This window comes from Caulobacter sp. GW821-FHT12F03 (assembly GCF_058806855.1).
In genome coordinates this window covers 39,738-52,511 of the sequence record NZ_JBXAQC010000008.1, presented here as the reverse complement: position 1 = coordinate 52,511, position 12,774 = coordinate 39,738, and the positions used below count along the sequence as shown (strand labels likewise).

Genomic DNA, 12,774 nt, shown 5'->3' with positions numbered 1-12,774 from the left:
CCGGTCCCGGAACCCGGCGATTGTCGTGACCGTTGACGGACGGGGCGTCACACAGCAAGCCAGACCGTATGAACATTCTGCCGGACGCGGTCGACCCGCAACTGCTTCGCCACCTCTCGACCGGAGAGGCCCTGCTGACCCAGTTCCGGGACGTCGGCGGCCGACTGGCGGTCAACCTCATCGCCGCCGCGCTGATCCTGGCCCTGGCGGTCTGGGCCTCGGGCTGGGCCTCGCGGCTGGTCCAGCGCGCGCTGGCGAGGCTGCACTCGGCCCGTCACCCGACCGACCCGACGCTGCAGACCTTCGTCGGATCGGTGGTCCGGTTCGGCGTCCTGGCCATGGGCCTGGTGGCGGTGCTGCAGCAGCTGGGGGTTCAGGCGACCTCGATCCTCGCCGTCCTGACCGCCGCGTCGCTGGCCATCGGCCTGGCGCTGCAGGGGGCGCTGTCGAACATCGCCGCCGGGGTGATGATCCTGATCTTTCGCCCCTACCGCGTCGGGGACGTGATCGAAAGCGCCGGCCGCCAGGGCACGGTCAGGGCCCTGGACCTGCTGGTCACCGAACTGGCCACCGCCGACAACATCAAGGTCGTCATTCCCAACGGCAAGGTGTTCGGCGACGTCATCCTCAACTACAGCACCCACTCGAAACGCCGCGTCGACGTGGTCTTCAAGGTCCCGCTGAAGGCCGACATCATCGCGGTGCTGCAGCGGTTGCGCGAGCGGGTCGAGAGCGACCCCCGGGTGCGCAAGGAGCCGCCGCCGCTGATCGAGGTGATCGACCTGACCGAGGCCTTCGCCCAGGCGGCCGTGCGGGTCTGGGTGGTGCGCGACGACGTCTCGGCCGTGCGCACGGACCTGATGCTGGCCGCGCACCTGCTGTCGGAGGATCCGGCCTGCGTGCTGGCGCCGCCCCGGCCGTCGAGCGCCGTGGACCAGTCGGCGCCGATCCCGCACCGCTCCCTGTTCAGGTCGAAAACGCCTGCGAAAGATCCGAAAGCAGGTCGTCGCAGTCCTCGATCCCCACCGAAAGCCTGATCAGGGTGTCGCTGATGCCGATCGCCGCCCTTTGCTCGGGCGGGATCGAGGCGTGGGTCATGATAGCCGGATGCTCGATCAGGCTCTCCACCCCGCCGAGCGACTCGGCCAGGGTGAACAACTGCGTCCGCTCCAGCACCCGCCGCGCCCGCGCCAGGTCGCCGGCGATCTCCACCGAGATGATGCCGCCGAAGCCGTTCATCTGACGCTGCGCCAGCGTGTGCTGCGGATGACTTTCGAGGCCTGGATAGATCACCCGGGCGACGTCGTCGCGGGCCTCCAGCCACCGGGCGATGCGCAGGGCGCTCTGGCAGTGGCGCTCCATGCGCAGGGCCAGGGTCTTGAGGCCGCGCAGGGCGAGGAAGCTGTCGAACGGTCCGGACACGGCGCCGACGGCGTTCTGCAGGAAGCGCATCTGCTCCTCGAGCGCCTGGTTCTCGCCGACCGCCACGACGCCGCCGACCATGTCGGAGTGGCCGTTGAGGTATTTGGTCGTCGAATGCAGCACCAGGTCGAAGCCGTGCTCCAGCGGCCGCTGGACGTACGGGCTGGCGAAGGTGTTGTCGGCGACGCTGATCAGGCCGTGCTTCTTCGCCACCGCCGCGGCGGCCGCGAGATCGACCAGGCGCAGGGTCGGATTGGTCGGCGTCTCGACCCAGATCATTCTCGTCTCGGGACGGATGGCCGCTTCGATGGCCGCCGGATCGGTCATGTCGACGAAGCTGAAGGCGAGGCCCGCCGAGCGCGTCCGCACCCGCTGCATCAGCCGGTAGCTGCCGCCGTAGAGGTCGTCCGAGGCGATCACATGGGCGCCGCTGTCGAGCAGCTCCAGCGTCGTCGAGGCGGCCGCCAGACCCGAGGCGAAGGCGAACGCCGCCACACCGCTCTCCAGGTTCGCCACGCAGCGCTCGAAGGCGAAGCGGGTCGGGTTCTGGCTGCGGGCGTATTCGAAGCCCTTGTGCACGCCCGGGCTCTCCTGGGCGTAGGTCGAGGTGGCGTAGATCGGGACCATCACCGCGCCCGTGGTCGGGTCATGGGCCTGGCCGCCGTGGATGGTGCGCGTGGCGAAGGCCAGGCGGTTCTTGCCGTCGTTGGTCATCAGGCGGTCCGCCGCAGGTGGTTGATCAGATCGACGCGGGTGATCAGGCCGACGAGCTTTTCGCCGTCCATCACCACCGCCACTTCGTCGCGGTCGAACAGCGGCCGGAGCTCATCGAGCGACTGCTGGACCTGCAGGGTGTTCACCTCGCGGGTCATGGCGTCGGCGACCTTCTGGCCGAAGCGGTCGGCCCGGCCCTCGCGACCGCCGACGGCGGCGAGGATGTCGCTCTCGTCGAGAATGCCGACCAGCTTGCCGTGATCCATCACCGGAAGCTGGCTGATGTCGGCCGCGCGCATGCGGTTGTAGGCCGTCAGCAGGCTGTCGTCCGGACCCGTCGCGATCACGCCGCCCTCGGAGAAGTCACGGGCGATCAGGTCGCGCAGGTCGCCGTACTTCGGCCGGTCCTCGAAGCCGTGGGCGGCGACCCACATGTCGTTGAACATCTTGGTCAGGTACTTGCCGCCGGTGTCGCAGACCAGGCTGACAACGCGTTGCGGCGTGGTCTGTTCGCGGCAGTAGCGCAGGGCGGTCGCGAACAGGGTGCCCGAGGAGGAGCCGGCGAGGATGCCCTCCTTCTCCAGCAGCAGCCGGGCGCTCTCGACGCTTTCGCGGTCGGAGATAGCGTAGGCCTTCGAGACCAGGTCCATCTGGGCGTTGTCGGGGATGAAGTCCTCGCCGATGCCCTCGACGATCCAGCTGCCCGCCTCGCCGTAGGTTCCGGTGTTGACGTAATCGTAGAGGATCGAGCCGACCGGGTCGGCGAGGATCATCTTCGTCTTCGGCGAGTGCGCCCTGAAGTAACGGCCGAGCCCCGTCAGCGTGCCGCCCGAGCCGACGCCGACGACCACGGCGTCGAGATCGCCACCCATCTGGCTGAGGATTTCCGGCCCCGTCGTGGTCTCGTGCGCCAGCGGGTTGGCGGGGTTCTCGAACTGGTTGACGAAGAAGCCGCCCGTCGACTGGGCGATCGTCTGGGCCATGTCCTGGTAGTATTCCGGATGGCCCTTGCCGACGTCGGAGCGGGTGATGCGTACATCCACGCCCATGGCCCGCAGGTGGAGGATCTTCTCCCGGGCCATCTTGTCAGGCACCACCAGGATCAGCCTGTAGCCCTTGACGCTGGCCACCTGGGCGAGGCCCAGGCCGGTGTTGCCGGCGGTGGCCTCGACGATGGTTCCCCCGGGCTTGAGCCGGCCGTCGGCCTCGGCCGCCTCGATCATCGCGCGGGCGATGCGGTCCTTGATCGAGCCGCCGGGGTTCTGGTTTTCGAGCTTGAGGAACAGCCGGCACAGGCCGGTGTCGATGTGGGTGACCTCGACCATCGGCGTATCGCCGATCAGGTCCAGGGCCGATTTCGCCATCGCGGGTAGGGTCATGAAACACTGCCGTTGGGGAAAGGATGACCCCGGCATAGCCCGGATCGGGGCATGACGAAAGCGCCGGCGCGGCCTAACGCGAAACGCCCGTGCCCGTCAGACGATCCAGCTCGGCGCCGACCAGCGCCTCGAGATCCTGACCCTCGTAGAACACCCCGCGGACCCCGGCGCGGCGCGCGGCCTCCATGTCGGACGGCTTGTCGCCGATCATGAAGGCGTCCGCCGGGGCCACGCCGAAGTCCGCCAGCGCGCGCAACAGCATGCCGGGATTGGGCTTGCGATCGGGGTGATCGGCGACGCGGTAGCGCTCCTCGGCGGCGGCCTCGTGATGCGGCGCGAAATAGATCCCGTCGATCCGCGCGCCCTCGGCGGCCAGCTGGCGCAGCATCTCGGCATGGAAGGCTTCCATGTCGGCTTCGGTGTAGTAGCCGCGGCCGATGCCCGACTGGTTGGTGGCGATGACCGTGATCGCCCCGGCCGCGTTGGCCCGCCCTACGGCCGCCTTCGCGCCCGGAACCCATTCGAGCTCCTCGGGTTTGAACGCGTAGCCGTGGTCGACATTGAGCACGCCGTCACGATCGAAGATCACCATGAACTTTCGCGCGGTTTCGGCCATGCCTCTGCATAACACCCGCTCATCCCCGCGAAAGCGGGGACCCCGGCTTTTTTCCTGACAACGCGGCGCTGAACGTTAAAACACCTGGGTCCCCGCTTTCGCGGGGATGAGCGGAGAAGAGAGTGGCCGTACCCGCCGAGATTCTGGATCTGAACGACAGCCTGAAGGCCTGGCTGTTCGATCACGCCCTGCCGCTGTGGTGGGAGGTCGGGTTTGACCGCGACAAGGGCGGCTGTTTCGAGAAGATCGGCCAGGACGGCCGCGCGATCGAGGGCCCGCGGCGGGCCCGCGTCGCGGCCCGGCAGGCCTGGGTCTACGCCGAGGCCGGCCGGCTGGGCTGGAGCGGTCCCTGGCGGCAGGCCCGCGACCATGCGCTGGAAGCGCTGACCACCACCTTCGCCCGCGACGACGGCCTGTACCGCATCCTGGCCGCGCCGGACGGAACCTCGCTGGACGAGACCGCCAATCCCTACGAGCAGGCCTTCGCTATGCTGGCCCTGAGCGGCGCCGGCCGGGAGCTGGAAGCGATCCGCACCCGCGAGGCCATGAAGGACGCCGGCCTGCTGCGGCCGGACGGCGGCGTGCTCGACGACGGCCTGCTGCGCGCCAACCCGATGATGCACCTGTTCGAGGCCGTGCAGGCCTGGGCGGACGTCGGCGAGGATTCCGACTGGCGGCGGCTCGCCGACACGATCGCCGACACCGCCCTCGCCCGGCTGATCGATCCCCGCACCGGCGGGCTGATCGAGCTGTTCGACACTGACTGGCGCCCGCTGGCCGACGCCGACGTCGAACCGGGCCACCAGTTCGAATGGGGCTGGCTGCTGCTCGCCCATCTGCGCGGTCACTGTCCGCAGGCCGAGCGCCTGATCGAGATCGGCGAGACCCGCGGCATCGCGCAGGGCGTGGCCATCTTCAGCCTCGACCAGACGCTCGCGGCGCGGGACCGCTCGGCGCGGCTCTGGTCGCAGACCGAGCGGCTGCACGCCCATGCGGCGAACCGCGACTGGGCCGGCGTCCTGGCCGGCGCGGCCGGGCTGCAAGGCTATCTGGACGTTCCCGTGCCGGGTCTGTGGCGCGACCGGCTGCTGCCCGACGGGACCTTCGTCGACGAGCCGGCCCCGGGCAGTTCGCTCTATCACATCATCAGCGCGGTCTCGGCGCTCGACGGAGCCTGCCGGAATTCGGGATAGGCTGTCAGGAAATCTGCGGGCCGCGCCACGGGCGCTGGCTTGCGCCGGACCAGCCCCGCCTTTACCTGCACACCCGAACAGGCCTCCCGGAGTCCACGGGCGGCCTCAAGACTTCTGAGCATACCCGTCCCTTGCGCCCGCGCGCCAACCCCTGTTCGATGAGCTGATGAGCATTTCCCCCGCCCGCCTGACGCACCTCCAGCGCCTCGAGGCGGAGAGCATTCACATCATGCGCGAGGTGGTCTCCGAGACCGAGCGCCCGGTGATGCTCTATTCCATCGGCAAGGACAGCGCGGTCATGCTGCACCTGGCCGCCAAGGCCTTCTATCCGAGCAAGCCGCCGTTCCCGCTGCTGCACGTCGATACGACCTGGAAGTTCCAGGCGATGTACGAAATGCGCGAGCGCATGGCTCGCGAACTCGGCTTCGATCTGCTGGTGCACAAGAACCCCGACGCCGAGGCCCGTGGCATCAACCCGTTCGACCACGGCCCCGCCCACACCGATCTGTGGAAGACCGAGGGCCTCAAGCAGGCGCTCGAGAAGTACGGCTTCGACGCGGCCTTCGGCGGCGCCCGCCGGGACGAGGAGAAGAGCCGCGCCAAGGAGCGCATCTTCTCGTTCCGCTCGGCCGAGCAGCGCTGGGACCCCAAGAACCAGCGGCCCGAACTCTGGCGGCTGTACAACGCCCGCAAGAACAAGGGCGAGAGCATCCGCGTGTTCCCGATCTCCAACTGGACCGAGCTGGACATCTGGCAATACATCCACCTGGAGAACATCCCGATCGTGCCGCTGTACTTCTCCGGCGTCCGGCCGGTGGTCGAGCGCGACGGCACGCTGATCATGGTCGATGACGACCGCTTCCGGCTGAAGCCCGGCGAGGTTCCGCAGATGAAGTCGGTGCGGTTCCGCACGCTCGGCTGCTACCCGCTGACCGGGGCCGTCGAGAGCACCGCCTCGACCCTGCCCGAGATCATCCAGGAAATGCTGCTGACCACCACCAGCGAACGCCAGGGCCGGGTCATCGACCACGACCAGGCCGCCTCGATGGAGAAGAAGAAGCAGGAAGGCTACTTCTGATGAGCGCGTACAAGCCCGCCGATCTCATCGAGACGGACATCGACGCCTATCTGCTGCAGCACCAGCACAAGAGCCTGCTGCGCTTCATCACCTGCGGCAGCGTCGATGACGGCAAGTCGACCCTGATCGGGCGGCTGCTCTACGACAGCAAGATGATCTTCGAGGACCAGCTGGCGGCGCTGGAGGCGGACAGCAGGAAGGTCGGCACCCAGGGCGGAGCGATCGACTTCGCCCTGCTGGTCGACGGCCTGGCCGCCGAGCGCGAACAGGGCATCACCATCGATGTCGCCTACCGCTTCTTCGCCACCGACAACCGCAAGTTCATCGTCGCCGACACGCCCGGCCATGAGCAGTACACGCGCAACATGGTCACCGGCGCCTCGACGGCCGACGCGGCCGTGGTGCTGATCGACGCGCGCAAGGGCGTGCTGACCCAGACACGGCGGCACAGCTACCTCGTCAACCTGCTGGGCATCCGCAAGATCGTGCTGGCGGTCAACAAGATGGACCTGGTCGGCTGGGACAAGTCGGTCTTCGACGCCATCGTCGAGGAGTACAGCGCCTTCGCCGACCAGATCGGCCTGGCCGAGTTCACCGCCATCCCGATGAGCGCCCTCGACGGGCAGAACATCACCGAGCACAGCGAGTCCGCGCCCTGGTACGACGGTCCGCCGCTGATGCGCTGGCTGGAGACCATCGAGGTCGAGGACGACCTGCCCTCGCGCGCCTTCCGCATGCCCGTGCAATGGGTGAACCGGCCCAACCTCGACTTCCGCGGCTTCAGCGGCCAGATCGCCGCCGGCACGGTCCGGCCCGGCGATCGCGTCAAGGTGCTGCCTTCGGGCCGCGAAAGCCGCGTGGCGCGCATCGTCGTCCTGCCGGGCGACCTGGACAGCGCCCAGGCCGGCCAGTCGGTGACCATCACCCTGACCGACGAGGTCGACGTCTCGCGCGGCGACGTGCTGGTCGGCGCCGATGACCCCAGCCCCGTGGCCAACCAGTTCGAGTCGACCATCGTCTGGATGGACGACGAGCCGATGCTGCCCGGCCGGCCCTATCTGATGAAGATCGGCGCCCAGACGGTGACCGCCTCGATCACCGAGCCCAAGTACCGGGTGCAGGTGAATACCCTTGAGCACATCGCCGCCAAGCGGCTGGAGCTCAACGAGATCGGCGTCTGCAACCTGTCGCTCGACCGGGCCATCCCGTTCGAGGCCTACAAGGACAACCGCGACCTGGGCGGCTTCATCCTCATCGACAGGCTGAGCAATCGCACGGTCGGGGCCGGCATGCTGCATTTCGCCCTGCGCCGCGCCGACAACATCCACTGGCAGGCCACCGATATCGACAAGGCCGCCCGGGCCGCCCAGAAGGGCCAGAAGGGCCGCGTCGTCTGGTTCACCGGGCTCAGCGGCGCCGGCAAGTCGACCATCGCCAACCTGGTCGAGAAGCGGCTGCATGCCCTGGGCCGGCACACCTACCTGCTCGACGGCGACAATGTCCGCCACGGCCTGAACAAGGATCTGGGCTTCACCGAGGAGGACCGGGTCGAGAACATCCGCCGCGTCGCCGAGGTGGCGAGGCTGATGGTCGACGCCGGCCTGATCGTGCTGACCGCCTTCATCAGCCCGTTCCGCGCCGAGCGCCGCATGGCCCGCGAGATGCTGGAGGACGGCGAGTTCGTCGAGGTCTACGTCGAGACGCCGCTGGCCGTCGCCGAGCAGCGCGACGTGAAGGGCCTCTACAAGAAGGCCCGCGCCGGGCAGCTGAAAAACTTCACGGGGGTGGACAGTCCCTATGAAGCCCCCGAAAACGCTGAACTGGTCGTGGACACCACGACCCTGTCGCCGGTCGAGGCGGCGGAACGTATCGTGGCGTGGCTGGAGACTGGCGACTAGTCGCGGGTCGCGCGATCCCGGGGGACGTTTTCACGGATGGCCATCGCGCCCTCGAGATCCGCGCGCGAGGTCGCGCCGCTGACGGGCATCCGCGGCCTTGCCGCGCTGGTTGTCCTGCTCGGTCATGCGGAGCTGTGGTCCCGGTCGGGCGCCCACACCTTTCCGGCCCAGGTCGCGGTGGACCTGTTCTTTGTCCTGTCCGGGTTTGTGATTTCGCTGACCTACCTGGGCGAGGGCGGCCGGGGCGTCTCGGACTGGAAGGGCTACGGCCTGGCGCGGTTCGCGCGAATCTATCCGCTGCATCTGGCCACGGCGACGGCGCTGGGTCTGGTCGGGGCGGCGCTGGCGATCCGGGCCGGCAAGGTCCTGCCAAACGCCACCTTCAATTTCGGGCAAGTGATCCAGGAACTGTTGCTCACCTCGCCGCTGCCGGTCATCGGATCGGACGTGGTGTGGAACAATCCATCCTGGTCGATCGGCATCGAGTGGTGGGTCTATTTCACCCTGTTTCCCGTGCTGGCCCTGGCCGCCTGGCGGCTGCCGGCGCGGGGGGCCGTGGCGCTGGCGCTGATCGTGACGGGCGCGCTGGCGCTGTGGCTCAGCCTTGACCCCGCCGTGCACGTGACGCGCGGCTGGCCGGCTTTCGCCCGGGGACTGTCCGGGTTTCTGGCCGGCTGGGCGGCCTGGCGACTGAGCATCGCGCCGAACCGCTGGGTTCCGCCGACCTGGCTGGCCGGCGCGCTGGGGGTGGGCGTGCTGGTGGTGGCCTTCGCCTTCGCGCGGTTCATCGCAGAGCCGCCGTGGTTCTGTCTGCCGCTGCTGCCGCTGCTGATCTACGCCCTGGCCGTGAGCCCGGGCGCGGCCGGACGGTTCCTCAGCCTGCCGCCGCTGATGTGGCTGGGGGACATTTCCTACTCGACCTACATGCTGCACGTGCCCGTGCTGCTGATCATGGAACAGGTCGGCGGCGTGGGGCGGGCGCTGGGCGGGCCGCTGGTCTGGATGACCATCTGCCTGGCGGTCAGCCTGCCGCTCGGCGAGGCGAGCTATCGCCTGTTCGAACGGCCGGCCCAGCGCCTGATCCGGGGCCTGCGGCGCAAACCCGCCGCCTAGAGCACGCCGTTGTAGCCGCGGTACCACTCGACGAAGTTCTTCACCCCTTCCTCGACCGCGACCTTCGGCTTGTAGCCGACGATGCGCTGGAGTTCGGTGACATCGGCGACGGTGTCGGGCACGTCGCCCGGCTGCAGCGGCAGCATTTCCATGATCGCCTTGCGGCCGAGACACTCTTCGAGCACCTCGATGTAGCGCAGCAGCTCGACCTGCTCCTCGGCGCCGATGTTGAAGATCCGGTAGGGGCCCGCGCCGCTGGTCGCCGGGTCGGGGTTCTGGCCGTCCCAGTCGGGATTGACGCCAGGCACATTGTCCATCGCCCGGATCACGCCTTCGACGATGTCGTCGATGTAGGTGAAGCTGCGGCTGTGCTTGCCGTGGTTGAAGACCTGGATCGGTTCGCCGGCGAGGATCTTCTTGGTGAACATGAACAGCGCCATGTCCGGGCGCCCCCAGGGGCCATAGACGGTGAAGAACCGCAGGCCCGTGCAGGGCAGGTTGAACAGGTTGGCGTAGCTGTGGGCCATCTGCTCGTTGGCCTTCTTGGTCGCTGCGTAGAGCGTCAGCGGATGCTCGGTGCTGTCATGCTCCGAGAACGGCATCTTGGTGTTGGCGCCGTAGACCGAGCTGGTCGAGGCGAACACCAGGTGTTCGACGCCGTTGTGCCGGCAGCCTTCCAGCACGTGCAGGAAGCCGGTGACATTGCTCTGCACATAGACGTGGGGGTTGGTCGCCGCGTACCGCACGCCAGCCTGGGCCGCGAGGTTGATCACCCGCTGCGGCCGATGGGTGGCGAAGGCCTCCTCCATCGCCGCCCGGTCGCTGAGGTCGATGGTCAGCTGGGTGTAGTTGGGATGATCAATGGTCCGGGCCAGCCGGGCGCGCTTCAGCGCCGGGTCATAGTAGTCGTTGAGGCTGTCGACGCCGATCACCGTGTCGCCGCGCGCCAGCAGGCGCAGGCTGGTGGCCGAACCGATGAAACCGGCCGAGCCGGTGACCATGACCTTCATAGGGATACTCGCTGCTGGCTAGAGCCGGCCGTCCACGGCCGCGCGCGGCAGGGCGGATTTGACGTCGTATAGCACGCTCTCGGCCTTGCCGAAGGCGCGCACCCCGTCGACGCCGAGATCGAGAAACTGGCGGTGCGACACGGCGAGGATGACCACGTCATAGGCGTCGGTGTCGGGGGCTTCGGTCAGGTCCAGGTCGTACTCGTGCCGGGCCTCCGCCGCGTCCACCCAGGGGTCGTGGATGTCGACCGCCAGCCGGTGCTCGGCCAGCTCGGCGATGATGTCGACGACCTTGGTGTTGCGCAGGTCGGGGCAGTTCTCCTTGAACGCCAGCCCGAGCACCAGCGCCCGCGCGCCGACCGGATTGATGCCCTTGCGCACCATCAGCCGCAGCACCTGGTCGGCGACATAGGCGCCCATGCCGTCGTTGATGCGCCGCCCGGCGAGGATCACCTCGGGGTGGTAGCCGGCTTCCTGGGCCTTGTGGGTCAGATAGTAGGGGTCGACGCCGATGCAGTGGCCGCCGACCAGCCCGGGGCGGAACGGCAGGAAGTTCCACTTGGTGCCGGCCGCCTCGAGGACCTCGAGCGTGTCGATGCCCAGCTTGTTGAAGATCAGCGCGAATTCGTTGATCAGCGCGATGTTCAGGTCGCGCTGGGTGTTCTCGATCACCTTGGCGGCCTCGGCGACCTTGATCGAGCTGGCCAGGTGGGTGCCGGCCGGCACGATGGCGCGATACAGGGCGTCGACGAAGGCCGCGGCCTCCGGCGTCGAGCCGGCGGTGACCTTGGTGATGGTCGACAGGCGGTGCTGCCGGTCGCCGGGGTTGGCCCGCTCGGGGCTGTAGCCGCAGAAGAAGTCGACGTTGAACGTCAGACCCGAAACCTGTTCGAGGATCGGGACGCAGACCTCCTCCGTGCAGCCGGGATAGACGGTGGATTCGTACACCACCACCGCGCCGGGCTTGAGATGCCGGCCGATGGCGCGACTGGCGGCGGAGATGGCGCCGAGGTCCGGCCGCCGGGCGTTGTCGATCGGCGTCGGCACGGTGACGATGAAGACATTGCGATCGCCGAGGTCGGCGTCCTGGTCGCTGAAGCGCAGGCGGGAATTGCCGGTCAGCTCGTGCGGGTCGACCTCGAGCGTGCGGTCCTCGCCGCGCCGGAGCTCGGCGATGCGGCCGGAATCCAGGTCGTAGCCGAGGGTGTCGTGGTCGGCGCCGAAGGCCACCGCCAGCGGCAGGCCCACGTAGCCCAGTCCAAGAACACAGATGCGGGCGTCAGCGGGAATCATCATGCGGCGAACCCTTACGCGCGGGCGCCTCTTGCCCACCCCTCGGCAATCGACGATCCCGCGCGGGCTGGCAAGAGGGAACCCTGTTTGCGGCTAGGGATCTTGCTGCGTGGGCGCCGCGGTGACGTCCAGGACCCCTTCCCAGGGCATCCGCTCGAGCGTGAGGGTGGGGCCGGCCGCCGCCTTGGTCGCCTTGGCGTCGGCATAGGCCGCCGTCACGGCCAGCGGACGGTCGGTCAGAACCAGGATCTCGCAGTTGAGGCGGATGGTCTTGGGTCCGGCGGTCCACGGCGCGGCCGGGGCCGGCTTGCGCGTGGCGGGGCCACAGGCCCGGTTGCCGACGAGGATCGTCAGCTGCTGGGCCGCGCCTTCACCCTGGGCGGTCGAGGTGCCCGACGCCTTCACCAGATAGCGGCCGGCAGTCATCGCCGGGAGGGTGCAGGTGGTCTGGCCGGCGTTGACCACCCGGCAGTAGACCGGCGTGATCTCGGGCTGGCTGTAGCCCTGGAAGGCCCGCGGCGGGCCGAGCGGCGCCGCGGGCGCGGCCGGGGCGGCGGGCGCGGTCGGAACCGCCGGGGCGGCGGCCTGGGCCGCCGTCGCGGTGAAACCGGCGGCGATCAGGGTGGCCAGGATCAGGGTGCGCATGGGGCGTCTCCCGCGTGGGTTGGAGGTCAGGACTTCGACTTGCCGGCCGCCTTGGCCGCCGGCGCGGGCGCGGGGGCGGCGGGAGCCGGGGCCGCGCTGGTGGTGATCACGCCGCTCGACTTCAGGGCGGCCTGCAGGCTGTTCATCTTGTTGAGCATGTCGACGGCGCCGTCGAGATCGAGAACGATGCGGCTGACCGGAACCGACTTGCCGGTGCGCTTCTTCGCCTTCGCGTCCGGGTCGTCCATGCGGACGGCGCAGAACTCGATCCGCAGGGTGCGGCCGTCGAAGGTCATGCGTTGCACGGTGTCGGCGAAGGTTTCGCTCAGTTCCGGACGGTCTTCGTAACGCAGTTCGGCGCCCGTCAGCGTGGCCTTGGACATGGAGGTCTCCTTGAGGGGCTGCGGGACGTC

The 12,774-nt window shown here is 68.8% G+C and carries 12 protein-coding genes; 5 read left to right on the top strand and 7 right to left on the bottom strand.

Going from position 1 to position 12,774, the window contains the following annotated elements; translation table 11 throughout:
- Window positions 1–68: 68 nt before the first annotated feature.
- Entirely contained in the window at window positions 69–1,037 is a 969-nt protein-coding gene (locus AC1RN0_RS16575; RefSeq protein ID WP_492788571.1) for a mechanosensitive ion channel family protein, read from the top strand.
- Here the strand turns inward: AC1RN0_RS16575 and AC1RN0_RS16570 are convergent.
- From AC1RN0_RS16570 to AC1RN0_RS16560, 3 genes are all read right to left on the bottom strand, one after another.
- A complete protein-coding gene (locus tag AC1RN0_RS16570; protein WP_492788570.1) occupies window positions 967–2,136 on the bottom strand; it encodes a trans-sulfuration enzyme family protein in 1,170 nt (389 codons plus the stop codon). The genes AC1RN0_RS16575 and AC1RN0_RS16570 overlap by 71 nt on opposite strands.
- Window positions 2,136–3,515, bottom strand: coding sequence for a pyridoxal-phosphate dependent enzyme (locus tag AC1RN0_RS16565; RefSeq protein ID WP_492788569.1), 1,380 nt, complete (start codon window positions 3,513–3,515; stop codon window positions 2,136–2,138). The genes AC1RN0_RS16570 and AC1RN0_RS16565 overlap by 1 nt, the downstream gene beginning before the upstream one ends.
- A 73-nt stretch (window positions 3,516–3,588) precedes the next feature.
- Window positions 3,589–4,131, bottom strand: a complete 543-nt coding sequence (locus tag AC1RN0_RS16560; RefSeq protein WP_492788568.1) for a D-glycero-alpha-D-manno-heptose-1,7-bisphosphate 7-phosphatase — start codon at window positions 4,129–4,131, stop codon at window positions 3,589–3,591.
- 122 nt (window positions 4,132–4,253) lie between these two features.
- Between AC1RN0_RS16560 and AC1RN0_RS16555 the strand changes: the two genes are divergently transcribed.
- The 4 genes from AC1RN0_RS16555 (at window position 4,254) to AC1RN0_RS16540 (ending at window position 9,413) form a co-directional block, all read left to right on the top strand.
- On the top strand, window positions 4,254–5,324 hold the full coding sequence (locus tag AC1RN0_RS16555; RefSeq protein WP_492788567.1) for an AGE family epimerase/isomerase: 1,071 nt from the start codon (window positions 4,254–4,256) through the stop codon (window positions 5,322–5,324).
- Between the two features lie 166 nt (window positions 5,325–5,490).
- Complete coding sequence (gene cysD / locus AC1RN0_RS16550; RefSeq protein WP_492788566.1) at window positions 5,491–6,402, top strand: sulfate adenylyltransferase subunit CysD; 912 nt, start codon at window positions 5,491–5,493, stop codon at window positions 6,400–6,402.
- Window positions 6,402–8,300 (top strand): sulfate adenylyltransferase subunit CysN, encoded by a 1,899-nt coding sequence (gene cysN, locus AC1RN0_RS16545; RefSeq protein ID WP_492788565.1) that lies wholly within the window; start codon window positions 6,402–6,404, stop codon window positions 8,298–8,300. The genes cysD and cysN overlap by 1 nt, the downstream gene beginning before the upstream one ends.
- A 36-nt stretch (window positions 8,301–8,336) precedes the next feature.
- A complete protein-coding gene (locus AC1RN0_RS16540; protein ID WP_492788564.1) occupies window positions 8,337–9,413 on the top strand; it encodes an acyltransferase family protein in 1,077 nt (358 codons plus the stop codon).
- Here AC1RN0_RS16540 and AC1RN0_RS16535 read toward each other — a convergent pair.
- The 4 genes from AC1RN0_RS16535 to AC1RN0_RS16520 all read right to left on the bottom strand — a co-directional run bounded on the left by AC1RN0_RS16535 (window position 9,410) and on the right by AC1RN0_RS16520 (window position 12,744).
- Window positions 9,410–10,423 (bottom strand): NAD-dependent epimerase, encoded by a 1,014-nt coding sequence (locus AC1RN0_RS16535; RefSeq protein ID WP_492788563.1) that lies wholly within the window; start codon window positions 10,421–10,423, stop codon window positions 9,410–9,412. The two genes, AC1RN0_RS16540 and AC1RN0_RS16535, sit on opposite strands and share 4 nt — an antisense overlap.
- Window positions 10,424–10,441: 18 nt before the next feature.
- On the bottom strand, window positions 10,442–11,719 hold the full coding sequence (locus AC1RN0_RS16530; RefSeq protein ID WP_492788562.1) for a nucleotide sugar dehydrogenase: 1,278 nt from the start codon (window positions 11,717–11,719) through the stop codon (window positions 10,442–10,444).
- Between the two features lie 90 nt (window positions 11,720–11,809).
- On the bottom strand, window positions 11,810–12,361 hold the full coding sequence (locus tag AC1RN0_RS16525) for a hypothetical protein (RefSeq protein WP_492788561.1): 552 nt from the start codon (window positions 12,359–12,361) through the stop codon (window positions 11,810–11,812).
- Window positions 12,362–12,387: 26 nt separating this feature from the next.
- A complete protein-coding gene (locus AC1RN0_RS16520) occupies window positions 12,388–12,744 on the bottom strand; it encodes a hypothetical protein (RefSeq protein ID WP_492788560.1) in 357 nt (118 codons plus the stop codon).
- Between the last annotated feature and the right edge of the window lie 30 nt (window positions 12,745–12,774).